19 protein-coding genes and 1 pseudogene are annotated in these 22,021 nt (G+C 66.5%); 6 read left to right on the top strand and 14 right to left on the bottom strand.

Translation table 11 applies throughout. The annotated features are described in order from the left end of the window. Positions 1 to 38: 38 nt before the first annotated feature. Positions 39 to 782, top strand: a complete 744-nt coding sequence (locus tag QMZ16_RS14465) for a molecular chaperone DjiA (RefSeq protein WP_022707331.1) — start codon at positions 39 to 41, stop codon at positions 780 to 782. Continuing rightward, on the top strand, positions 782 to 1,090 hold the full coding sequence (locus QMZ16_RS14470; protein WP_282603750.1) for a hypothetical protein: 309 nt from the start codon (positions 782 to 784) through the stop codon (positions 1,088 to 1,090). The genes QMZ16_RS14465 and QMZ16_RS14470 overlap by 1 nt, the downstream gene beginning before the upstream one ends. On the opposite strand, the gene QMZ16_RS14475 is transcribed toward QMZ16_RS14470, so the two are convergent. The 9 genes from QMZ16_RS14475 to QMZ16_RS14515 all read right to left on the bottom strand — a co-directional run bounded on the left by QMZ16_RS14475 (position 1,091) and on the right by QMZ16_RS14515 (position 14,050). Further along, entirely contained in the window at positions 1,091 to 2,935 is a 1,845-nt protein-coding gene (locus QMZ16_RS14475) for an exonuclease domain-containing protein (protein WP_282603751.1), read from the bottom strand. Continuing rightward, on the bottom strand, positions 2,929 to 3,297 hold the full coding sequence (locus tag QMZ16_RS14480; RefSeq protein WP_022707334.1) for a response regulator: 369 nt from the start codon (positions 3,295 to 3,297) through the stop codon (positions 2,929 to 2,931). Before QMZ16_RS14480 ends, QMZ16_RS14475 begins: the two co-directional genes overlap by 7 nt. After that, positions 3,290 to 3,790 (bottom strand): hypothetical protein, encoded by a 501-nt coding sequence (locus tag QMZ16_RS14485; RefSeq protein WP_022707335.1) that lies wholly within the window; start codon positions 3,788 to 3,790, stop codon positions 3,290 to 3,292. The genes QMZ16_RS14480 and QMZ16_RS14485 overlap by 8 nt, the downstream gene beginning before the upstream one ends. After that, positions 3,787 to 5,595, bottom strand: a complete 1,809-nt coding sequence (locus tag QMZ16_RS14490) for a DUF294 nucleotidyltransferase-like domain-containing protein (protein ID WP_282603752.1) — start codon at positions 5,593 to 5,595, stop codon at positions 3,787 to 3,789. Before QMZ16_RS14490 ends, QMZ16_RS14485 begins: the two co-directional genes overlap by 4 nt. Positions 5,596 to 5,652: 57 nt before the next feature. Continuing rightward, the gene (locus tag QMZ16_RS14495; RefSeq protein WP_282603753.1) at positions 5,653 to 7,461 is read right to left on the bottom strand and encodes a sodium:solute symporter family protein; all 1,809 of its coding nucleotides are present in this window, start codon (positions 7,459 to 7,461) and stop codon (positions 5,653 to 5,655) included. Between the two features lie 13 nt (positions 7,462 to 7,474). Then, complete coding sequence (locus QMZ16_RS14500) at positions 7,475 to 7,732, bottom strand: DUF4212 domain-containing protein (RefSeq protein ID WP_022707338.1); 258 nt, start codon at positions 7,730 to 7,732, stop codon at positions 7,475 to 7,477. 129 nt (positions 7,733 to 7,861) lie between these two features. Next, on the bottom strand, positions 7,862 to 9,817 hold the full coding sequence (acs, locus tag QMZ16_RS14505; RefSeq protein WP_022707339.1) for an acetate--CoA ligase: 1,956 nt from the start codon (positions 9,815 to 9,817) through the stop codon (positions 7,862 to 7,864). Positions 9,818 to 10,033: 216 nt separating this feature from the next. Next, positions 10,034 to 12,325, bottom strand: a complete 2,292-nt coding sequence (locus tag QMZ16_RS14510) for a glycosyl hydrolase family 28-related protein (RefSeq protein WP_282603754.1) — start codon at positions 12,323 to 12,325, stop codon at positions 10,034 to 10,036. 147 nt (positions 12,326 to 12,472) lie between these two features. Then, positions 12,473 to 14,050 carry a lysine--tRNA ligase gene (locus QMZ16_RS14515; RefSeq protein ID WP_282603755.1) on the bottom strand — a complete coding sequence of 526 codons (1,578 nt, stop codon included), beginning with the start codon at positions 14,048 to 14,050 and terminating at the stop codon, positions 12,473 to 12,475. Between the two features lie 84 nt (positions 14,051 to 14,134). On the opposite strand from QMZ16_RS14515, the gene QMZ16_RS14520 reads away from it, so the two are divergent. After that, entirely contained in the window at positions 14,135 to 14,563 is a 429-nt protein-coding gene (locus QMZ16_RS14520; RefSeq protein ID WP_022707341.1) for a tellurite resistance TerB family protein, read from the top strand. Here the strand turns inward: QMZ16_RS14520 and dacB are convergent. Genes dacB through QMZ16_RS14535 form a run of 3 tightly spaced genes read right to left on the bottom strand, consistent with a single transcriptional unit; the run spans position 14,554 to position 18,188 of the window. Next, on the bottom strand, positions 14,554 to 15,948 hold the full coding sequence (gene dacB, locus QMZ16_RS14525) for a D-alanyl-D-alanine carboxypeptidase/D-alanyl-D-alanine-endopeptidase (protein WP_282603756.1): 1,395 nt from the start codon (positions 15,946 to 15,948) through the stop codon (positions 14,554 to 14,556). The two genes, QMZ16_RS14520 and dacB, sit on opposite strands and share 10 nt — an antisense overlap. Then, the gene (locus tag QMZ16_RS14530; RefSeq protein ID WP_282603757.1) at positions 15,945 to 16,535 is read right to left on the bottom strand and encodes a nicotinate-nucleotide adenylyltransferase; all 591 of its coding nucleotides are present in this window, start codon (positions 16,533 to 16,535) and stop codon (positions 15,945 to 15,947) included. The genes dacB and QMZ16_RS14530 overlap by 4 nt, the downstream gene beginning before the upstream one ends. Before the next feature lie 54 nt (positions 16,536 to 16,589). Beyond that, complete coding sequence (locus tag QMZ16_RS14535) at positions 16,590 to 18,188, bottom strand: bifunctional metallophosphatase/5'-nucleotidase (RefSeq protein ID WP_282603758.1); 1,599 nt, start codon at positions 18,186 to 18,188, stop codon at positions 16,590 to 16,592. Between the two features lie 120 nt (positions 18,189 to 18,308). On the opposite strand from QMZ16_RS14535, the gene QMZ16_RS14540 reads away from it, so the two are divergent. Next, positions 18,309 to 18,644: a DUF952 domain-containing protein gene (locus QMZ16_RS14540; protein ID WP_282603759.1), complete on the top strand. Its 336-nt coding sequence runs from the start codon at positions 18,309 to 18,311 to the stop codon at positions 18,642 to 18,644. Then, positions 18,641 to 19,699 (top strand): quinone-dependent dihydroorotate dehydrogenase, encoded by a 1,059-nt coding sequence (locus QMZ16_RS14545; protein WP_282603760.1) that lies wholly within the window; start codon positions 18,641 to 18,643, stop codon positions 19,697 to 19,699. Before QMZ16_RS14540 ends, QMZ16_RS14545 begins: the two co-directional genes overlap by 4 nt. On the opposite strand, the gene cysE is transcribed toward QMZ16_RS14545, so the two are convergent. Together cysE and QMZ16_RS14555 are read right to left on the bottom strand one after the other, a co-directional pair. Further along, entirely contained in the window at positions 19,696 to 20,517 is an 822-nt protein-coding gene (gene cysE, locus QMZ16_RS14550; RefSeq protein WP_022707347.1) for a serine O-acetyltransferase, read from the bottom strand. The two genes, QMZ16_RS14545 and cysE, sit on opposite strands and share 4 nt — an antisense overlap. 82 nt (positions 20,518 to 20,599) lie before the next feature. Continuing rightward, positions 20,600 to 21,283, bottom strand: coding sequence for a DUF2793 domain-containing protein (locus QMZ16_RS14555; RefSeq protein ID WP_282603761.1), 684 nt, complete (start codon positions 21,281 to 21,283; stop codon positions 20,600 to 20,602). Between the two features lie 266 nt (positions 21,284 to 21,549). On the opposite strand from QMZ16_RS14555, the pseudogene QMZ16_RS14560 reads away from it, so the two are divergent. Beyond that, positions 21,550 to 21,849 (top strand): annotated as a pseudogene (locus QMZ16_RS14560) (IS481 family transposase); the annotation flags it as partial. Positions 21,850 to 22,021 lie beyond the last annotated feature (172 nt).

The raw sequence follows: 22,021 nt of genomic DNA on the forward strand, positions 1-22,021 counted from the left end.
CCTATCGCCGCACCGCGTTTGACGCTAGACTTGGTGGTATGGATTGCTGTCACACGCCAGATTTCTGCCGCGGGCCCTGCCCTGAACTGCCGAAGCCGCGCAGCTTCTGGCAGCGCATCGGCGACCGCATGGCGGCCTTCCTGCAATCGCGCCGCGCGGCGACCCCGCCCGAACGCTCGGTCGCCTTCACCATCGCGGTGATCGCACTGGGGGCCAAGCTGGCCAAGGTCGACGGCACCGTCGCCCGGTCCGAGGTTGCAGCCTTCCGCCGCGTCTTCATCATCCCCCGCGCCGAGGAGAAGAACGCAGCCCGCGTCTTCGACCTGGCCCGCCAGGATGTCGCGGGCTATGACGCATGGGCACGCCGCATCGCCGCGATGTTCGCTCCCGCCGATCCCGTGCTGATCGACGTGCTCGAGGGCCTGTTCGTGATCGCCGTGGCCGATGGCGACCTGCACGAGGCCGAGATCGAGTTTCTGGACAATGTCGGCGCGATCTTCGGCATCACGCCGATCCAGATCGCGCAGATGCGTCACCGGCACGATCCCGGCGCCGCCTGCCCGCCCTGCCAGATGCTGGGTGTCAAACCCGACACCCCCCTGGCCGAGGCCCGCAAGCGTTGGCGTGAACTGCTGCGCGAAAGCCATCCCGACCGCGCCATCGGTCGCGGCCTGCCCCCCGAGGCGATCCGCCTGGCCGAGGCCCGGACCCGCCGCCTCAACGAGGCGTGGGAGCAGTTCCGCAACATGCATTCGGAAACGCAGGCGCAGGGGGCCGCGTGATGCGGGCCCGGCGGCGCCTTGCCATGGTCGCCGCCATCGCGCTTGCCGGTCCTGCGCAGGCCGAGCCCGAAGGGATCATGCGCTTCCTCTTTGACAACATGCTGAACGGCACCGACCTCGGCACCCTGTCCGAGGGGCTGGAGCATCTTGGGCCCATCATCGGCGGCCTGGCCGAGCGGATCGACGATCCGCGGAACTTCCACGCCCCCGAGACGCTGCCGAACGGCGACATCCTTCTGCGCCGCCGGGATGACGCGCCCGACGCCCCGACGCCCATCGACCCCGACCAGCCGCAGATCAGCCTGTGATCACTGCATGTTGGCATCGGCCACAAGGCGGCGATGCTTGCGCGCCTCGGCCAGCAGCTGCTCCAGTCGCGTGATGCCCTTGCCTTCCAGCGCGCGGATAAGGCGCAGGAACGCCTCGGCGGTGGCGATGCTGTCGCCCATCGCCGTGTGACGTGCATCGGGCGGGATCGCGATGCCCAGACGGCTCGTCAGGGCGTCGAGGCTGTGATCCGCCGAGACGCCCCAGATCATCGCGGACATGGCGACCGTGTCCAGCACGGTATTGTCGAAACGCGCGCCCGTCCGGGGTGCCGCCCGCCGAAGAAAGCCCATGTCGAAGGGCGCGTTATGGGCGATCAGCACAGCATCGTCGCAGAAATGCCGGAACGCCCCCAGGGCGGCGGTCAGGTCAGGGGCGTCCGCCACCATCGCATCCGTGATGCCGTGGATGCGGGTCGAGCCCGGCGGGATCGGTCTGCCCGGGTTCACCAGCGTCTCGAACCTCTCGCCGGTCAGGCGGCCGCGCGCGATGCGAAGACCGGCGATCTGGACGATCTGATCCTCGGTCGAAAGGCCGGTCGTCTCGGTGTCGAAGACCACGCAGGTCAGATCGCCCAGCCGGTCCGAGGCCGCACCCCGCCGCGCCAGCGCGAAATCATAGGTGACGCCGTGATCGCTGCCCATTTCCGGCGCGACCTGAAGGGGCATTACCAGGGCGGCGCCCTCGGGCCAGATGCCGGTGGCGTGGCGGGCCAGGATCTCGGCTCCGTCCAGGTCCGGTTGCGCGGGGTCGGGGCATTCGCGCAGCCATCGCTCCAGATCGTCCATCGCGACGGGCGGGCCAGAGCCTGCGATGGTCACCTGAACCTCGTCCGGGGCGGTGATCCGCATTCGCGCGACCGCATCGGGCAGGCGCGCCGCCAGCGCGACGATCAGCGCATTCATCGAATCCGCATCCGCCCGAAGGCGCAGGTCCGGCAGCATATCCGTCGGAACGCCCGCGAATATCTCGGACGGGCGGGCCGTGTTCGGCGTCGCCTGCGCATCGGTCGTCAGCTCGTGCAGGGCGGCGGCCAGGCCGCGTCCCTCGGAGCGGATCGCCTGCGCCAGCTGCGGCGGGATCGGGCCGTCCAGCGCATCCAGCATCGGCACCAGCGACGAGGCGTGACGCCGCAACGCCTCGATCCGGTCGCGGTCGGGGTTGTGTCGCAGGGCGTCGCGCAGGATCAACAGGCGGCCCGCATCCATCACCCGCAATCGCCCGGACAGGTGACGACCTGCATGGGTCAGGCAGGCAAGGTCCGTGGCCGTCGCCCCCGCGGCAAGACGCCCCTCGGCGGCGTGGATCCCCGCCCCCTGCAGATGCCGGTCCAGCGGCTGATCCAAGCCCAGCCCCGGCAGCAATCGCGCAGCCGAGGCGTTGTAGAACACCACGCGCCCCCGCCGGTCGATCATCACGGCACCCGCGCCGAAATCGGCCAGGATCTCCTCCAACGCGGCCTTTTCGCGCAGCGTTTCGGCGGCGTGATCCTCGATGGCGTCGGCAAGGGCGCGGGTGCTCTCGGCGCGGGCGCGGGCGGCCTCGGTGGCGGCGGGGCCCAGATCGCCCAGCCATCGGGTGTCCGCCGGATCGCGCCCCGTGCGCAGCGCGCCTGCCACCCCCTCGATCGGGCGGGCGACGTTGCGGTCCAGCACATACCACAGCGCCGTCAGCGTGCCCGTCAATCCGAAGCCCAGCACAAGCCCGGCCTGGATGATCGCGTCCACCCCCCGCCCCGTGGCCGCGATCCACAGCGCAGCCACCGTCAGGACCGCCGCCGCTGCCAGCGCAGCGACACACAGCAGCAGCAGCCTAAGTCTCAGCATTCGGCCAGAAGCCGCGCGATCTCGGCGCGCAGCTCGTTCAGCTCGAACGGCTTGGCGATGAAACCGTCGGCCCCAAGTGCCAGCCCCTTGCGACGCTCGACCACGGAACCGCGGGCGGTCATCAGCAGCACGCGCGTATGGGCCAGCGCCGGATCCGCGCGCAGGTCCTGCACGATCTGATAGCCCGAGATGTCGGGCAGCATCACGTCCAGCAGCACGAGGTCGGGCCGGTCGCGGCGGATGCGATCGACCGCGCCCTCGCCGCAGGGCATGCGGTCGTGGCGATGGCCGTCGCGGGTCAGCAGAAAGTCCAGCGCGGCGGCGATGTTGTCCTCATCCTCGATGATCAGGATGTCAGCCATTTGCGGACCCGCAGACGGCGGCAAAGGCCACGTCGTCCCGCGGCGCATCGACCCAATCGCCACGCGCGGGGCGGATGCGCCCGCCGGTGCAGTCGAACTGCTGCGGCACGACCAGCGTCTGGCCGCGGCGTTCGACCAGGATGATCTCGGCCTGGCGGTTGCCCTGATCGGTCGGCTGCACGGTGGCGGGATCCAGCGCGGCAAAGCGCACCTCGACCGGTGCAAGATAGGTCCAGGGGGCCCAGGGCTGGCTGTCGCGACCGACCAGCAGCACCTGCGAGCCCTGCGGCAGGCGGTCCTGCGCCCGCCCGAACCAGGCATAGTCGTTCCAGATCGAATACCCCACCATCGCAAGGCCGATGGCGGCGGGCAGCAGCCAGGGCGCCGGTGCCAGGCCCAGCTTGCGCGCCAGGTGCATCAGCGCATAGCCGAGCGCCGCCGCCCCGATCCCCACCGCGATCACGCCCAGAAGTTCGACACCCACGCCCGTCATTGCAGTATTCCCTTTCCATGGCCGATGGCCGATTGCATCCCCCGCACGACGACGAAGGCGTCGCGCAGGTGGCTGCGTTCAAAGTCCGGCAGGTCCGCCGGAGAGAGATAGTTGTCGGGCTTGCGCCCCGCCGACACAAGCTGCGCCTGGTTGTCCAGCCGCGCCGTCTGGATCATGTCATAGGCCGCGATCAGGTCCCGCGCCCCCGAGGCCGAGATCACCTGCCGATCCTCGGCATCCTCGAGCCTTGCGCGCGTGTTGACAGAGCCGATCCGGCCCTGCAGGGCATAGACGCGGGCAAGGTCGGTCACCGGCACGACGCCGTTGTGCTTCATGTCGATATGGTTGCGATGTTCGCCCGAACGGATGGTCGCAAACCCCCCGATCAGCCCGAGCGGCGGGCGATGCTTGAGCGAATTCGCGATCATATGCGCCACGAAGATCGAGTTCTTCGAGGCCGCGGCCAGCGTGTCGCGCTGCAGACCGGCCAGCAGTGCGGCATCGCCGCCGATGGCACGCAGGTCGAACATCACGGATGACAGCATCTGCGCCTCGGGGCTGGGATGGGCGATCCAGTCACGGAAATAGCCCTGCCAGACCGGCAGCGGCTGACGCCAGCGCGGGTTCGTCGCCATCATGTCGCCGGGGCAATAGACATAGCCGCAGGCATCCAGCCCGTCCGAGACCAGGCCCGCGAAATTGGTGAACCACGGATCGTCGGGATCGGCCCCCTCGGCCAGGATCAGGCAGTTGTCCTGATCGCTGACGCCGGTCTGTTCCTGCCGCCCCTGGCTGCCGCAGGCGGCCCAGCACCAGGCGGCAGGCGCCGGGCCAAGACGCTGCGCCGCAAGATCCAGCAGGCGGCGCGTCACCGCGTCGGCCACGTCGGTGATCATGCGGGTGATGATCTCGTGCCGCTGGTTGGCCTTGACCAGCTGGACCAGCAGTTCGGGGATGCGGGCGGTCACGCGCGCCATCTCGGAAGCGCTGCCCGATTGCGCGATCTCGCGGATGAGACCGGGGGCCGAGATGGCCTGCACGCGCATCAGGTCGGTCTGGCTGATCATGCCGACGAAGCGCCCGTCCTCGACCACCGGCAGGTGGCCGACGCGACGTTCCAGCATCACGTTCAGCACATCATAGCCAAGCGCATCGGGTGCAAGCGTGATCGGGTCGGGCGTCATCACCTCGGACACGGGGCGGCGCATGTCCAGCCCCTCGGCCACGACGCGGTTCGACATGTCGCGGATCGTCAGCAGCCCGATCAGCGCCCCGCCCGAGGTCACGCCGAGGCTGCTGATCCCCGCATCGCGCATCTTGCGCGCAGCCTCGATCACGGGGGTGTCGGGGGCGCAGGACAGCGGCGCGCGGGTCAGCAGGTCCTGCACCTTCAGCGCGGCCAGATCCGACGAACGCCCCGGCCCTCGCCCCCGATCGAAGAAGCGCGCGACGCTGCGGTGATCGCGGATCAGCCCCTGCAATTCCTCGCGCGGCAGCATCAGGATGCGGCAATCCTCTTCGGCCGTGGCGGTGGTGACGGCGACGCCGTCGCGCAGCAGGCCGCGTTCGCCGAAGCTGTTGCGCGGGCCCAGCTGGGACACGCTGTCGCCATTGCGGTCGGTGACCACGACCCGCCCCGACCGGATCAGATAGATCCCCGGCAGGCGTTCCCCGAAGGCATAGATCGTCTGCCCCGCCGCGAATTCCCTTTGGCCGAAGGAACGGGCGACACGCGCCTGCTCGTCCTGCCCAAGGCCGTCATAGGGATGCACGGTGGCAATGAAGCCCGCGATATCCGTCGTCATGCGCCCTTCCCCATCCGCAAGCTGCCCGCCCCCGTCGACCGGGGGCGGGCATTGTCGTCAATGGCTGACCGCATCGCCCGCGCCGCGCGGCACGCGGATGCTGTCGACCAGCTCCTGCACCTCCAGCGGGGGCTCCTCGGTGGCGTTCGACACGACATAGGCCACGCCGAAGTTGATCAGCGCGCCGATCACCCCGAAGGACGCCGGAGAGATGCCGAACACCCAGTTGGCTGCCGTGTCCTCCAGCATGTTGGTGCCCGCGATGAAGAACCAACCCTTGTAGGTGAAGATGTACAGCAGCGTGGACAGGATGCCCGCCAGCATGCCGAAGATCGCGCCCTGCTTGTTGATGCGTTTCGAGAAGATGCCCATCATCAGCACCGGGAAGATCGAGCTTGCGGCAAGACCGAAGGCCAGCGCCACCGTCTGGGCCGCGAAGCCCGGCGGGTTCAGACCCAGCATCGTCGCGACCAGGATCGACACCGCCATCGAGATGCGGGCCGCCAGAAGTTCGCCCTTCTCGCTGATGTTGGGGTTGATCGCGCCCTTCACCAGGTCGTGGCTGACCGCGCCCGAAATCGCCAGAAGCAGGCCTGCCGCCGTGGACAGCGCCGCCGCAAGGCCGCCTGCGGCCACGATGGCGATGACCCAGCCGGGCAGGTTCGCGATCTCGGGGTTGGCAAGGACCATGATGTCGTTGTTCACGGTCGTCAGCTCGTTCCCCTGCAGGTTCTGCTCGGCGATGACGGCCGACAGTGCCTCGTTCTCGGCGCCGTCGTTGTAGTACTGGATCATGCCGTCGCCGTTCTTGTCCTCCCAGTTGAGAAGACCGGTGACCTGCCAGTTGCGCATCCACGCCTTTTCGGGATCGTTCTCGATCGCGTCCAGCGACACGGCGGGCTGGCTGAAGGTCTGCCCGCTTTCGGCACCGGGCCACATGGTGGCGGTCAGGTTGAAGCGCGACATCGAACCGACCGCAGGCGCGACGGTATAGAGCAGCGCGATGAAGACCAGCGCCCAGCCCGCCGACTTGCGCGCATCCGACACCTTCGGCACGGTGAAGAAGCGGATGATGACATGCGGCAGACCCGCCGTGCCGATCATCAGGGCCAGCGTGAACAGCACCATGTCCAGCGTGGACTTGTGATGCCCGGTATAGGACTTGAAGCCCAGATCCGTGACCACCTGGTCCAGCGTCGCCAGGAACTTGCCGCCGCCCTCGTTCAGGGATCCGAACAGGCCCGTCTGCGGCAGCACATGGCCGGTCAGCTGCATCGCGATGAAGACCGCCGGGATCGTATAGGCGATGATCAGCACGATGTACTGGGCGACCTGCGTGTAGGTGATGCCCTTCATCCCGCCAAGCACGGCATAGACGAAGACGAGCCCCGCCCCGATCCACAGACCGGTCGAGTTCGACACCTCGAGATAGCGCGAGAAGGTGACGCCGACACCGGTCATCTGGCCGATCACGTAGGTGATCGAGATGATCAGAAGGCAGATGACGCCGATGATCCGCGCGGTCTGGCTGTAGAACCGGTCGCCGATGAATTCGGGCACGGTGAACTTGCCGAACTTGCGCAGATAGGGCGCCAGCAGCATCGCAAGCAGCACGTAGCCGCCCGTCCAGCCCATCAGGAAGGTCGAGTTGTCATAGCCCGTGAAGGCGATCAGCCCCGCCATCGAGATGAAGGACGCGGCCGACATCCAGTCGGCGGCCGTCGCCATGCCGTTCATGACCGGCCCGACGCCGCGGTTGGCGGCATAGAATTCGGCGGTCGAACCGGCGCGGGCCCAGATCGCGATGCCGATATACAGCGCGAAGCTGAGGCCGATGAAGATGAGGTTCAGGGTAAACTGGCTCATGTCTGGTTCCCCCTCACTCGTCCACGCCGTGATCGCGGTCCAGCCTGTTCATCCGCGCGGCATAGAAGAAGATCAGCGCGATGAAGACCAGGATCGACCCCTGCTGGGCGAACCAGAACCCGAGGTCGGTTCCGCCGATCTTGATGGCCGACAGAAGCGGGCGCAGGATGATGGCGAAGCCGTAGGATACCAGCGCCCAGATCGCGAGGCATATCCAGATGATCCGGACATTCGCCTGCCAATAGGCGTTCGAAGATTGCTTGTCAGTCATGTCCTGAGGTCCCTCCCTGTTCAGGCATGTCGGTCCCGCCCCTTTCGCTTGTCGCGTTCCCTGGCCGGCGGGTCAGCCGGGAACGGTTGGCGCGCGCGACGCTCCTCCTTCGTCGCGCGCGTATCTCGTTCAGCCGCGGTTCATGCGGTTCTCGATCAGGTCCTCGACGACCTCGGGCTCGGCCAGGGTCGAGATGTCGCCCAGGCTGCCATAGTCGTTCTCGGCGATCTTGCGCAGGATGCGGCGCATGATCTTGCCCGAACGGGTCTTGGGCATGCCGGGCGCCCATTGGATCAGGTCGGGCTTGGCGATGGGGCCGATCTCGTTGCGGACCCATTTCTCCAGCTCGGAGCGCAGATCGTCCGAAGGCTCGATCCCGTTCATCAGCGTGACATAGGCATAGATGCCCTGCCCCTTGACCTGGTGCGGGTAACCGACGACCGCGGCCTCGGCGACCTTCTCGTGGGCGACAAGGGCACTCTCGACCTCGGCGGTGCCCATGCGGTGGCCGCTGACATTGATGACGTCGTCCACGCGGCCGGTGATCCAGTAATACCCGTCCTCGTCGCGGCGGCAGCCGTCGCCGGTGAAGTAGTAGCCGGGATATTGCTGGAAATAGGTCTCCATGAAGCGCTGGTGATCGCCCCAGACCGTGCGCATCTGGCCCGGCCAGCTGTCGGCGATGCACAGGACGCCCTCGACCCCGTTGCCCTCGATCACCTCGGCGCTGCTGGGGTCCAGGATCTCGGGGCGGATGCCGAAGAACGGAACGGTGGCCGATCCGGGCTTGGTCTCCGTCGCGCCGGGCAAGGGCGTGATCAGGTGGCCGCCGGTCTCGGTCTGCCACCAGGTATCGACGATGGGGCATTTCCCCTTGCCGATATTGTCGTTGTACCAGTTCCAGGCCTCGGGGTTGATCGGCTCGCCCACGGTCCCCAGGATGCGCAGGCTGGACAGGTCGTGCCCCTCGACGAACTCGGTCCCCTTGCCCATCAACGCGCGGATCGCGGTCGGCGCGGTATAGAACTGCGTGACCTTGTGCTTGTCGCACACCTCCCAGAAGCGGCCCGCGTCGGGGAAGGTCGGCACGCCTTCGAACATCAGCGTCGTCGCGCCATTCGCCAGCGGGCCATAGATGATATAGCTGTGGCCCGTCACCCAGCCGACATCCGCCGTGCACCAGAAGATGTCACCGTCGTGATAGTCGAAGGTGTATTGATGCGTCATCGCGGCATAGACCATGTAGCCGCCGGTCGTGTGCACCACGCCCTTGGGCTTGCCCGTCGACCCCGAGGTATAGAGGATGAACAGCGGATCCTCGGCCCCCATCGGGCGGGGCGGGCAGTCCGGGCTGACATGCTTCATCTGTTCCTTGACGTCGACATCGCGGCCTTCGATCCAGGTCGTCTGGTCGCCCGTATGCTTGACGACCAGGCAGCGCACCTTGTCGGAACAGTGCAGCAGCGCCGCGTCGGTGTTCGATTTCAGGTTCGTGCGACGCCCGCCACGCGGGGCGGTATCGGCGGTGATGACGATCTTGGCGCCGCAATCGTTCACGCGGTTCGCCAGCGCATCGGGCGAGAACCCGGCGAAGACGATCGAATGGATCGCCCCGATCCGTGCGCAGGCCAGCATCGCATAGGCGGCCTCGGGGATCATCGGCAGATAGATGATGACCCGGTCGCCCCGCATGATCCCCTGGCTGAGAAGGACGTTCGCGAAGCGGTTCACGTTCTCGGACAGCTGGGCATAGGTGATGTGCTGCGCCGGATCCTTGGGATCGTCGGGTTCCCAGATGATCGCGGTCTGGTCCGCGCGTGCGGGCAGATGGCGGTCGACGCAGTTCACGCTGGCATTCAGCACGCCATCCTCGAACCACTTGATATCGACCTGCCCGAAGGTGAAGTCGGTGTTCTTCACCTTGGTGAAGGGCGTCATCCAGTCGAGGCGCCTGCCCTCGCGCGCCCAGAACCCCTCAGGGTCCGAAACCGATTCGTCATAGAGCCGCGCATAATCCTGCGGGCCTGCATGGGCGTTGTCGAAACCCTGCGGAATCGGATGTTTCTGGATCTGTTCGGCCGTCATGTGTTCCCCTCCTCGTGGGGGCGGAACCCGGTGCTGCAGCGACGCAAGGTTCCGACCCGCCTTCCGGGGATATGTTAAACACATGGACAGCGATGCGTTAAGTCATTTTTTCAAAAGGATTTTTCTGTAAACAAATTGACCGAAAAGACGTCCGACAAGTAAACCCTTCACAACAGAAAGGGCCGCGACATGCGCGGCCCCACCTTGCATGCGCCCTTACTGCGGGCGGTCCATCCGGGCATAGACGCTGACGCTGCCGCGTGTCGGCTGGGACCATTGCAGCCGCAACTGGCGCTTGCTGCCGCCCTGCTCGGCCTGAACATAGGGGGTCGCGTCGATCCGCTGCCCCGAGCCGTTGAACATCGCGCTTTCGTTCACGACCGACAGGACGGACTTGGCCCAGCCCTGGAACGGCAGCCCTTGGATCACCGGCAGCGTCCACGTGCTTGCCGCGCTGTTCTGGCTGTACTGGACCATCAGCGGGTTGGCGACATAGGTGCTGATCCCGTTGAAGGTGTTGGCCTCGAACTGCAGGTTCCGCATCCGGTTGTAATCCAGATCCGCGATCGAGGTATCCACCCGGTCGATCCGGTCCACGTCGCCGTAAAGCGCCTTGAAAACGTTGCCGACGACCATCAGCCCCTGGATGAAATGCCCCGTGCCATAGGGCTTCACCGTGATCCAGGTGAACCAGGACGCCGTGTCGGAACAAAGGAACGTGTTCCCCGTCACCGTCAGCCCGCCGAAGCTGTATTCGTTGCCGCGGAAATCGGGCGTGGCGCTGTGCTCGTTCGTCCACTCGATCGAGGCGTTGTCGACATAATTGTCGGAAACGGTCGTCTGGATGTTCGTCAGCGTCAGCACCAGCCCGGCATTGCGCAGCCCCTGCCCCGAACCGTCCCCCTGGAACCAGTGATTGTTCGAGATCATGTGGCCGCCGCCATTCGCGACCATGAAATGCGCGAAACGCACAAAGCGGTTGCCGCGGATCTTCACGTCGTTCGCGTTCACGTTGATGCCGATGGTGCTGCGCTGCGCGACCGGCAGGTCCAGGTCCGAGGACAGGAACTCGCACCCGTCCACCTGCATACCCTGGCACGCCCGCCCGACCGAGGTGATCGCACGGTCGCGGGGCTTGGTGAAGTGGCAGTCGCGGAACTGGATCAGCTCGCCCTTGGCGGGCAGCATGACGGCGCTTGCGACCCCGTCGCAGGCAAAGTCGATATTGCTCAGTTGCAGCTTGCTGATCTCGGTGCCGGTGAAATCCAGAAGATAGCGATAGCGCTCGAAGCTGTAGTTCCGCGTCCCCGCCCCGCCATGGAGCGGCTGCGACAGGGTCAGCGTCTTCTGCGCGATGTTGCGGCCCGCGACATAGACCTCTCGGCCGACGCCGTTGCCGATGACGCGGCTGCCGATCTCGATCGCGGCGACATTGCCGACATTGCTCAGGATCAGCGGTTTCGACGGATCATAGGTGCCGCTGCTGGTCCAGCTGCCCTTGTTCCACGCGGCCCCCGGCTTGGCCAGGATCGAGCCGTTCTGGATCACGCGGCGGTTGGCGAAACCGCCCAGACCCGGCGCGATCTCGTCGACCATGATCGGTTCGTCCAGGTCCACGCGACGACCGCACAGGTCCAGCGCGACATGATCGGTATATCCCAGCAGCGCCTGGATCGCCTTCTTCAGGCCAAGCGTCTCGTCGCCGAACGCCTTGGCATAGGTGGGGAAATCGAAACTTTGCATGAAGGCCACGCGGGTGGCGGTGGGCGTGGTGATGCGCCCCTTGAAGCGGATCGGGCTGTCGATGGACATGTCGCCCGAGATCAGGAAGTTCCCCTCGGGGACCACGACCTGCCCGCCATTGGCGGCGCGGTCGGCGGCGATGAAGGCCGCGCGGTCGTTCGTGACACCGTCGCCGCGGGCACCGAAATCGCGGACATCCACCCAGTCCAGCAGCGACGGCACGAAGGCGGCGGTCACATCCTCGATCCGCAGGGATTCGATGCGGAAGGCACCCCCATTGGATCCGACCAGATCGATCCCGAAATGACCGAAGCTGGGCGCGGTGCCCCAGCTCATGTCCACGCCCGACCGCGCGCCGACGCCGATGATCGCGCTGACCTCGATGATGTCGCCATAGGCGGTCATGGGGACGGCCGGGCCGACCTCGACCAGGCCGGACACGTGGTTGCGGGCGGCATTGCCGGCCCAGGCCCCGATCCGCGCCGAGGCCAGCGCACCGGCCACCGCCTTGACCCGCGCCGAGACGCGCAGATAGACGCCGGGGATCATCGGCGTCTCTCCCATGAAGCGGATGCTGGTCGTACCCTGCTGCTTGACGATTTCCAGGCAGGCGCCGAAATCCTGGTCCGCGGGGATCAGCGCGGCATTGGCCGCATTGGCCCAGGTCGCGCTGCCGGACGTGCCGTTGGTCTGCGACCACGCATTCAGCCCGGCCCGGAAGGCGGGCGGCATCAGCAAGAGCCCGTTGGTGACGGCAATGTTCATAAGGCTATCCCCCGTGATCGTCATGACCGCCGGACGAAACCGCCCGGCGCTGTGACGAAAGGAGATAGTTCACAAAAGGTTAACGCCCGCTGAACCCGGCGGGCGTTGCAACGCGCCCCGCCGCAACGGGGCGCATGCCTTGGCGGCTCAGCCGACCAGTTCGCCCGCAAGCGCGCGTTCGATCAGCGCACGGGTCTCGTCGATACCATAAAGCGCGATGAAACCGCCGAAGCGCGGGCCCTGATCCGCACCCAGCAGGACCTGGTACAGCGCGGCGAACCAGTCGCGCAGCGGCTCGAAGCCGTGTTCCTTGCCGACGGCGAAGACCATCGACTGCAGCACCTCGGGATCGGCGGGCTGGTCCCATGCGGCCAGGCGACCGGCAAGATCCTCCATCGCGCGGCGCTCGACCTCGGTCGGTTCGCGGAAGGTGCGGGTCGGCGCGACGAAGTCGTTGAAGTAGCGCACGGCAAAGCCCGCGGCCTGGTCCAGCCCCGGATGCGTTTCCGGGCTGGCCTCGGGGGCATAGCGCTGCATGAAGCCCCACAGCCCGTCCTTGCCCGCCGAACCCGCGACGGATGCAAGGTTCAGCAGCATCTGGAAGGGCACGACCATGTCGGATGCCGGAACCTTGCCGCCATGGATGTGGAAGACCGGGTTTGCGGCCTGCTGTTCCGGCGTCTGATCGGGGAAGGCGCGCAGCTGCTGGTGGTATTCGTCCACCGCCTTCGGGATCACGTCGAAATGCATCCGCTTGGCCGTCTTGGGCTTCTGGTACATGAAGTACGACAGGCTCTCGGTCGAGGCATAGGTCAGCCATTCGTCGATCGACAGCCCGTTGCCCTTCGACTTGCTGATCTTCTGGCCGTGCTGGTCCAGGAACAGCTCGTAGGTGAAATGCTCGGGCTTCCTGCCGCCCAGGATCTCGCAGATGCGGTCATAGATCGGCGTGTTGGTGCTGTGATCCTTGCCGTACATCTCGAAATCGACATCAAGCGCGGCCCAACGGGCGCCGAAATCGGGCTTCCACTGCAGCTTCACCTGGCCGCCGGTGACGGGAAGGGTGATCTCCTCGCCATCCTCGTCGAAGGTGATGGTGCCGGCCTTGGCGTCGACATGCTTGATCGGCACGTACAGCACGCGGCCCGTCTTGGGGCTGATCGGCAGGAAGCAGCTGTAGCTCTGCTGGCGTTCCTCGCGCAGGCTCTTCAGCATGACTTCCATGATCTGGTCGTATTTCTCGGCGGCGCGCAGCAGCGTCGCGTCGAAATGCCCGGCCTTGTAGTATTCGGTCGCGCTGATGAACTCGTACTCGAACCCGAAGGTGTCGAGGAAGCGGCGCAGCATCGCGTTGTTGTGGTGGCCGAAGCTCTCGTACTCGCCGAAGGGATCGGGAACCGAGGTCAGCGGCTTCTGCAGATGCTCGCGCAGCATCTCGGTCTGGGGGACGTTGTCGGGGACCTTGCGCATCCCGTCCATGTCGTCCGAGAAGCAGATGAGACGCGTGGGAATGTCGCTGATGATCTCGAACGCGCGACGGATCATCGTCGTGCGCGCGACCTCGCCGAAGGTGCCGATATGGGGCAGACCCGAGGGGCCATAGCCCGTCTCGAACAGGACATAGCCCTTCTCGGGCGGTGCCTTCTCGTAGCGTTTGAGGACCCGGCGCGCCTCTTCGAACGGCCAGGCCTTCGACTGCATTGCGGCGTCGCGCAGGGTGCTCATCTCATCTCTCCTATGAATGCTCGGACCGCTTATTGAAAGGCGCAGGCATCGTCAATAATCTGATGAGGAACCAAGGAGAAACCGATGACTTCCGAGCTGCCGTCCCTGTCGCCCTGCGACGCCCTTGTCGCCGTGATGGTGGCCGTTTCCGCCTCTGACAGCAACATCCGCACATCCGAGCTGGTAGCGATCCAGCGCATGGTCGACCACGCGCCGGTCTTTGCCGATTACGACGACCAGCGCATCCGCGCCGTCAGCCAGACGGTGATGACCCTGTTCGAGGAAGAGGATGGGCTGGACGCCCTGTTCGGCCTGCTGCGCGATGCGCTGCCCGAACGTCTGTACGAGACCGCCTACGCCCTGGCCTGCGACGTGGGCGCGGCGGACGGCCGCCTGTACGACGGAGAGATCCGCATGCTGGCCGAGATCCGCGAGGAGCTGGACATCAGCCGCCTGCACGCCGCCGCGATCGAGCTGTCGGCGCGGGTGCGCCACATGACGCTTCAGGACTGAAGCGTCGCGTCGAAGGCGGCGATCACATCGCGTTGCAGCGATTTCGCCGCCCTCGTCCATGTGCTGACGCCTGCGGGCAGTTCGGCCCCCACCGAGGCATCGCGCCGCGCGGGATCCGCGCAGAAGATGGCAAAGACGCCCTGCTGCCCGCCCCGCGTCGTGACATATCCCGCAAGGTTCGACACGAAGTTCAGCGTGCCCGTCTTGGCCCGCACCTCGTGGGTCTGCGCGGGATCGGCGCCCAGTTCCTCGGACAGGGGGTTCCGCTTCAGGACCGATGGCAGGTCCAGGTCGCGCCCCGGCCCCGCAAGGATCCGCGCCATGCCGAAGGCGCTGATCCGGCTGCCGGATGACAGCCCGGAATGGTCGGACAGCCGCATCCCCTGCCCCGCATCCCCCAGCCATTCCTGCATCGCAGCCCCCGACGACCCAAGGTCCGCACGCCCGCTTGCGTGCAGGCCCAGCACCTCGGCGGTCAGGTTGGTCGAGAATTTCAGCATGTCGCGCACCAGTTCCAGCACGGGCGGGCTGTCATGTCCTGCCAGCTCCGGTCCCTGCGGTGCGCGGGTGGCGATCTCGGGGGTGGGCAGGACCAGACCGCGTGCGCGACACAGGGTCTGGAACACATCGGCGGCATAGAGTTCGGGCAGGCGGACAGGCAGCCACCTGCTGCCCGCGCGCCGGATCGCCCCGCGCGACACCGTCCAGTGTTCCCGGTCCTCGTCCGCGCGATAGCCGAACAGCGCCGCCTGATCCGTCGCCGCCGCAGTCACGGTATAGGCCCGCGGCGATTCCCGCGATGCACGTGCCTGAAGCTGCATGCCTGCCCCGCCCGAGCCCCAGCCCAGATGCACCCGGTTGAAGTTCAGCACCATCCCCGAGATCGAGGGGTTGTAGGCCAGGTGCGGCGACTGCTCGGGGGTGATCTGCGGCAGTTGCGGCAATGCCCCGCCCCAGACCGCGAAACGTGCGGGCGTCGTCACGCCGGACGCGACCAGCGCGTCGGCAAGGGCTGCAAGATCGTCGGTGCTCAGCACGGGATCGCCGCCTCCGACCAGCACAAGCGCATCGCCATCGCGCAGGATCTGCGTGCGGAAGCGGTGGGCTGGTCCCAGCCGGTCCAGCGCAAAGGCAGCGGTGATCGCCTTCATCGTGCTGGCAGGCGCCATGCGCCGCGCAGCCAGCCCCAGGGACAGCGCTTCGCCGCGCGCATCCAGCAGCGCATGGCCCACCTCGCCCGCCAGACCGGCAGCGGCCACGACCCGTCCAGCGTCGATGGCGGGTCTGAGCGGCGGACTCATGGCAAGCGGATCGGCAAGCGCAAGCCCGGGTGCGGCCCCGAAGGCGATCCCCGCGCGAAGAAAGCTGCGGCGTGAAAGGCTCATCGTATGGCCCTGATGCTGGAGGAGGAGAGAGGCGACATCGGCAGGTTCAGGAAGACCCATGCCGGCGCGGAACTGCCGGGCAGCATGCGTGCCGCGCCCTCGGGCAGTCGATGGGGGCGCAGGATCTGCGCCGCGCGTGCGTTGCGGGCCGCAAGCCGGGTGCCGGGACGCGCAAGGACCGCGAAGGGCATGCAGCCCGCGATCTGCTGCCAGCGATCCCAACGGTCGAACTGCAGGAGGTTGTCCGAACCCATCAGCCAGACGAAATCGACGCCGGGATAGGACGCTCGCAATCCCGCCAGCGTGTCGGCGGTCATGCGCGTTCCCATGCGCGCCTCGATATCCGTGACAACGATGCGCGGATCGCGCGCCAATGCGCGCGCCTGCGCGATGCGTTCGGGCATCGGCGCGGGGCCGTGGGACTTGAGGGGGTTTCCGGGCGAGACGAGCCACCAGACGCGATCCAACCCAAGCCGCGCGATCGCGGTGCAGGTGATCTGGAGATGGCCGTCATGCGGCGGATCGAAGGAACCACCAAGGATCCCGATCCGCTGTCCGGCCATAGCTATGGGAAGTCCATGCCTCATGCCGGTGCAATAGCCGACGCGGCCCGCCTTGCCAACGGGCCGCGCCGAGACGCGTCACTTCACGGTGATGCGCCCGTCGGTATAGGGTTCGTAGCCGCCATCGACGGCGCCCAGGTATTCGGCCACGACCTCGGCCAGATCCGGCCCGAAATCATAGGCGTTCTGCCCGTTCTGCGCGAAGATGGAATAGCCGTCGCCACCACCACGCATGTAGTTGTTGGTGGTCACGCCATAGGTCGCGGCGGGGTCGATCGCGACCCATTCCTCGCCATTCTCGACCATCACGTCGCTGATGCGGGCGCCTGCCTCGGCAGCCGGATCGACGGTGTATTTCAGACCCGCGACCTGCGCGAAGCGGCCGGCCTGTTCCTCGTACTGGCTGGCACCGTTTTCCAGCGCGGCGACGATATCGGCACCGGTCAGCTGGAAGGTGGCCAGCGTGTTCTGGAACGGCAGGACGGTATAGACCTCGCCCATCGTCACCTCGCCCTCGTCGATCGAGGCGCGAAGCCCGCCGCCGTTCTGGATCGCGATGGTCACGCCCTGGTCGGCCACGCGGGCCAGCATGGCATCCGCGACAAGGTTGCCCATCGCGCATTCCTGCTGACGGCACACTTCGCGTGCGCCTTCGATGGTGGCGGCGGACTGGGCCACGACCTTGCTGCGCAGTTCGGCGATCGGCTCGGCCATCTCGGCCACGCGGGCGGCGATGGCCTCGTCCTCGGGAACCGAGGCATCAAGAAGGATCGGCTGGCCTTCGACCGCCGTGACCTTGCCCTCGTCGTCGAAGGTCAGCTTCAGATGCCCGACATACTTGCTGTAGGCATAGGCCTGCGCGACGGGCACCTGCACGCCGTCCACCCCGCCGACCATGGTGGGATAGGCACCCTCGGCACCTTCCATCTGGCCCAGCAGCGTGTGCGAATGGCCGCCGATGACCGCGTCGATGCCCGGCACCTCTGCTGCGAAGACCTGATCGCGAAGATAGCCCACATGGGTCAGCGCGATGATCTTGTCGACGCCTTCGGCCTCCAGCGCCTCGGCGGCGGCGGTCAGGGCTTCGATATCGTCCTGGAAGATGACGTCGGGACCGGGGGACGAGGTTTCGGGCGTATCGGTCGCCAGCGCCGAGATGATGCCGATCTTCTGGTCGCCCTTCTCGATCACCACCTGCTTGACGACCTTGTCCTTCAGGTCCGACTGCGACAGGTCCAGGTTGCTGGACAGGACCGGGAACTCGACCCCGTCGGCCAGCATTGCCAGCCCTTCAGGTCCGTCGTCGAATTCGTGGTTGCCCACCGCCATCGCGTCATAGCCGATGGCGTTCATGAACTCGACGACCTCCTCGCCCTTGTAGGTCGTGTAGAACATCGAGCCCTGGTACTGGTCGCCCGCGTCCAGCACGATCACCGGCTCGCCGTCGGCCTCGATCTGCTGGCGCAGTTCGGCGATCTTCGAAGCGATGCGCGCGACGCCGCCAAAGCATTCGTTCGCGGCCTTCGTCTCCTCGTCGCAGGTGCTGTCGTACTTGTTGACCGGCTCGATCCGGCTGTGAACATCGTTGGTGTGCAGGATATGCAGCACGCTGTCGGCATGTGCGGCCCCCGACATCAACGCAATCGCAGAGGTCGCGGCGAACAGGCTTCTGATCATGGGTGATTCCTTCCAATCCCTGACGGTCGGCGTCGAAAGATTGGCCCGCCCGCAGGCACAGGTCAAACGGAAGCTGACTTCGCGCTTGACCGGCGACGCCACGGCACGGCAAATGCCCGCATGCTGATCTACAAGGTATTCCGCGCGGCCGAATGGGCCGACATGCAGCAGCGGGGCGAAACGCCCGGCGCGCCCGTCGATCTTGCCGACGGTTACATTCACCTTTCGACGGCCGCGCAGCTGCCGGGAACGCTTGCGAAGCATTTCGCGAACGAAACCGGCCTGACGCTTCTGGCCTGCGAAAGCGACGACATGGAACGGGACATCAGGTGGGAGGAATCGCGCGGCGGCGCGCTGTTCCCGCATCTCTACCGGAACCTGCGCATGTCGGACGTGATCTGGTCGCGCGAGATCGCGCTGACAGATGGCGTCCACATCACGGGGGTCGAGGAATGAGCATCATTGAGAAGCTGGGCCTTGCCGCGCTGCACCGGATGGACCCCGAGCGCGCGCACGACCTGTCGATCCGTGCCTTGCAGACGGGGCTAGTGCCGCCGGCGGGCGCGCCGGTAACCAGTCCACGCCTGCAGACGCGGCTGGCGGGGCTGGATCTGCCGAACCCGATCGGGCTTGCCGCCGGATACGACAAGAACGGCAAGGTCATCGCCCCCCTGATGAAATCCGGCTTCGGGTTCGTCGAGATCGGCGCGGCGACCCCGCGACCGCAGCCCGGCAACCCCAAGCCGCGCCTGTTCCGTCTGTCGCAGGACAAGGCCATCATCAACCGCTTCGGCTTCAACAACGAAGGTGCGGATGCCGTGGTGGGGCGGATGCAGGCGCGCCCGCGCGGCATTCCCGTCGGGCTGAACCTGGGGGCGAACAAGGACAGCCAGGACCGCGCCGACGATTACGCACAGGTTCTGGCCGCCGCAGCGGATACGGCGGATTTCGTCACGGTCAACGTGTCCTCGCCGAATACCGAGAAGCTGCGCGACCTTCAGGGCGCCGACGCCCTGTCCGCCCTTCTGCGGCACGTGATCGGAACGCGGGACGCCACGAATGCCGCGCTGCCGGTATTCCTCAAGATCGCGCCCGACCTGTCGGATGCCGAGATCGCGCAGATCGCGGGTGTCGCGCTTGATTGCGGGGTGAACGCCATCATCGCGACCAACACGACCCTGTCGCGCGATGGACTGACCAGCGCGGATGCCGGTCAAGCGGGCGGCCTGTCCGGGCAGCCCCTGTTCGAACGCTCGACCCGCGTGCTGGCACGGCTGTGGCAGGAAACCGAGGGCAAGGTGCCGCTGATCGGCGTCGGCGGCATCTCCTCGCCCGAGGATGTGTGGCAGAAGCTGCGCGCCGGGGCCACGGCGGTTCAGGTCTATTCCGCGCTTGTCTATCAGGGGATGTCGCTGGCACCGCGCCTTGCGCAGGCGCTGGATCAACGCCTGATGGCCGAGGGCATGACCCTGGAACAGCTGACCGGAAGCGGCGCGGCCGACTGGGCCTAGTCGCCTCCGCCCAGCAGGTGGTTCATGCTGTGGGACGGCTCGGGGCAACCCGCGTCGCCCACGATCTGCGCGGGAACGCCCGCGACCGTCTTACAGGGCGGAACCTCGCGGACGACGACCGAGCCGGCGGCGATGCGCGAATGGTGACCCACCTCGATATTGCCGAGGACCTTGGCACCCGCGCCGATCAACACACCCTGCCCGATCTTCGGATGGCGGTCGCCATCCTCCTTGCCCGTCCCGCCAAGCGTCACCGAGTGCAGCATCGACACGTCGTTGCCCACGACGGCGGTTTCGCCGATGACGATGGAATGCGCGTGATCGATCATCACCCCGGTCCCGATGCGCGCCGCCGGATGGATATCCACCCCGAAGCATTCCGAGCAGCGCATCTGCACGAAATACGCCATGTCGCGACGGCCTTGGTTCCACAGCCAATGCGCCATGCGATACGCCTGCAGCGCCTGGAAGCCCTTGAAGAACAGGATCGGCTGCAGCAGCCGATGCGTTGCCGGATCGCGGTCATAGACGGCCATCAGGTCCGCCCGCGCCGCATCGCCCAGTTCCTCGGATGCAGCATAGGCTTGGTCGGCGATCTCGCGCAGGATCTGCTCGCTCATCTCGCCCGAGGCCAGCTTCAGCGAAAACCGATAGGCCAGAGCCCCCTCGAGGCTCTGGTGATGCAGCAGCCCCGCATGGATCAGCGCACCCAGCAGCGGCTCGTTGGCGACGGCGGCACGGGCCTCGTCGCAAAGCTGCGTCCAGATGGCATCTCGGTCGAGGCTCAGCGGTGTCTTGTTCGCGTGCTGCATGTTCATCCTGGGGCCCACCCGGTTCCTTCTTGCCATCGGTCATAGACCAAGTGGGTACCGGGTGGAACCCGGGCAAGCCCTTGAGAGATCAGGAAGGCAGGCGCAGTTCCAGCCAATGGACCGCGACATGCACGCGCCCCGATGCGAACTGCCCGCCATTGGCCGTCAGGATCAGCGGTTCGGCCTGCCAATAGGTCATGGGCGTCCCCAGCATTCCGCGCGCCCAGGATCCCTGCCCCTTGCCAAGCCCGTTCCCGAAGCGGTCCGTGCCGTCGCTCGTGCCCAGACGCCAGTTGGCAAGGGTGCCGGTGATCGCCTCGGTTACGCGGGCCGTGGCACCGATCACCATCGCATGGGCGGGGATGACCACGGTGCTGACGACGGTGCCTGAAGCGGTCAGCAGGACCTCTCCCTCGGCGATGCCGGCGATCATGCCGGAACCGGACGCGCCCATCGTCATCGCTCCGACGGCCCATTCGGAACCGTCATGGACCGCCTCGGCGCCCCGGTCCCGCACGAAGCCGCGCATGCCGATACGGGGGGCCACAAAGACCCACCCCCCGTTCGCGCCGATGGCAACCATGCCGGCCTGCCCCGACCACGCACCCTGCGCCCCGTCGGGAACGCTCCAGCACTGTCCGTCCAGCACCGTCGCGGGCGGCGTCGCGACCGAAACGCTCTCAAGCACCAGGTTCACCAGCCCATCGAGGCGCATCAGCGCCTTGTTCACGGTTACATGCTTCTGCGCCCGCGCAGGCAGCAGCAGCGACATGCCAAGGCCGCCGTTTCATTCGAGATCTCTTCCTGCTAAGGGGCCGTATCCGTAGGTGTTTGATCGCACGGTTTGATAGTGTGATCCTTTCTCAAGCTTGGAAAAGCGTTATGGGACGATTTCGTCATGGGGGCGCCACAACCACGCACGCCGTCATAGCAGCAGTAATGAGGGCGGCCCGCCACCGGTCAGAGGGCCTTCCCGAATGATCGCAAGCTTCGCTTGCGACGTTGAGCCGCGAGCTGGGAGCTGGGAGCTGGGAGCTGGGGATCAATCCCACTACGGTCGCGAAGTGGCGCAAACGGTAGACGGTCGATTATCGTAAGACCGGTCCAACGGGGCCTCGTTCGACGGTCCTCCCCGAGGCCGAGGAGGCGGCCATCGTCGCGTTTTGGCGCCACACGTTGTTGTCGTTTTATGGCACTGCGCTTGCCTATATGCCCTCCATCCCGTACCTGACACGCTCAGCATCGCACCGGTATCTACAGAGGCATGGCATCTCACGCCTGCCGAACATCGAGGGCGACAAACCGAGGAGGTCGAAGTTCAAACGCTACCCGAACGGCCCTCGACCTTGTCCTCAGACCAGGTATGGATGCCCCCTTGACAAGAGCTTTGTTTGATCTTGCATCTGGTCGGTCGCGGCCATTTGTACGGCGTCTAGGGTCAGGACCCATTAATCGGGTTGCGACCACCTTGCCGGCGTGATTCACGCTCCCGAACTGATGGGGGCATGAT

This window comes from Paracoccus sp. PARArs4 (assembly GCF_947311865.1).
GTDB lineage: Bacteria > Pseudomonadota > Alphaproteobacteria > Rhodobacterales > Rhodobacteraceae > Paracoccus > Paracoccus zeaxanthinifaciens.

Bases quoted from the DNA above. Each gene is read 5' to 3' on its own strand.
- QMZ16_RS14490 (WP_282603752.1), bottom strand. From the start codon at position 5,595: ATGACGACGGATATCGCGGGCTTCATTGCCACCGTGCATCCCTATGAC.
- acs (WP_022707339.1), bottom strand. From the start codon at position 9,817: ATGACGGCCGAACAGATCCAGAAACATCCGATTCCGCAGGGTTTCGAC.
- QMZ16_RS14535 (WP_282603758.1), bottom strand. From the start codon at position 18,188: ATGATCAGAAGCCTGTTCGCCGCGACCTCTGCGATTGCGTTGATGTCG.
- QMZ16_RS14545 (WP_282603760.1), top strand. From the start codon at position 18,641: ATGAGCATCATTGAGAAGCTGGGCCTTGCCGCGCTGCACCGGATGGAC.
- QMZ16_RS14515 (WP_282603755.1), bottom strand. From the start codon at position 14,050: ATGAGCACCCTGCGCGACGCCGCAATGCAGTCGAAGGCCTGGCCGTTC.
- QMZ16_RS14475 (WP_282603751.1), bottom strand. From the start codon at position 2,935: ATGCTGAGACTTAGGCTGCTGCTGCTGTGTGTCGCTGCGCTGGCAGCG.
- QMZ16_RS14540 (WP_282603759.1), top strand. From the start codon at position 18,309: ATGCTGATCTACAAGGTATTCCGCGCGGCCGAATGGGCCGACATGCAG.
- QMZ16_RS14465 (WP_022707331.1), top strand. From the start codon at position 39: ATGGATTGCTGTCACACGCCAGATTTCTGCCGCGGGCCCTGCCCTGAA.
- QMZ16_RS14470 (WP_282603750.1), top strand. From the start codon at position 782: ATGCGGGCCCGGCGGCGCCTTGCCATGGTCGCCGCCATCGCGCTTGCC.
- cysE (WP_022707347.1), bottom strand. From the start codon at position 20,517: ATGAACATGCAGCACGCGAACAAGACACCGCTGAGCCTCGACCGAGAT.
- dacB (WP_282603756.1), bottom strand. From the start codon at position 15,948: ATGAGCCTTTCACGCCGCAGCTTTCTTCGCGCGGGGATCGCCTTCGGG.
- QMZ16_RS14520 (WP_022707341.1), top strand. From the start codon at position 14,135: ATGACTTCCGAGCTGCCGTCCCTGTCGCCCTGCGACGCCCTTGTCGCC.
- QMZ16_RS14485 (WP_022707335.1), bottom strand. From the start codon at position 3,790: ATGACGGGCGTGGGTGTCGAACTTCTGGGCGTGATCGCGGTGGGGATC.
- QMZ16_RS14555 (WP_282603761.1), bottom strand. From the start codon at position 21,283: ATGTCGCTGCTGCTGCCTGCGCGGGCGCAGAAGCATGTAACCGTGAAC.
- QMZ16_RS14495 (WP_282603753.1), bottom strand. From the start codon at position 7,461: ATGAGCCAGTTTACCCTGAACCTCATCTTCATCGGCCTCAGCTTCGCG.
- QMZ16_RS14500 (WP_022707338.1), bottom strand. From the start codon at position 7,732: ATGACTGACAAGCAATCTTCGAACGCCTATTGGCAGGCGAATGTCCGG.
- QMZ16_RS14480 (WP_022707334.1), bottom strand. From the start codon at position 3,297: ATGGCTGACATCCTGATCATCGAGGATGAGGACAACATCGCCGCCGCG.
- QMZ16_RS14510 (WP_282603754.1), bottom strand. From the start codon at position 12,325: ATGAACATTGCCGTCACCAACGGGCTCTTGCTGATGCCGCCCGCCTTC.
- QMZ16_RS14530 (WP_282603757.1), bottom strand. From the start codon at position 16,535: ATGAGGCATGGACTTCCCATAGCTATGGCCGGACAGCGGATCGGGATC.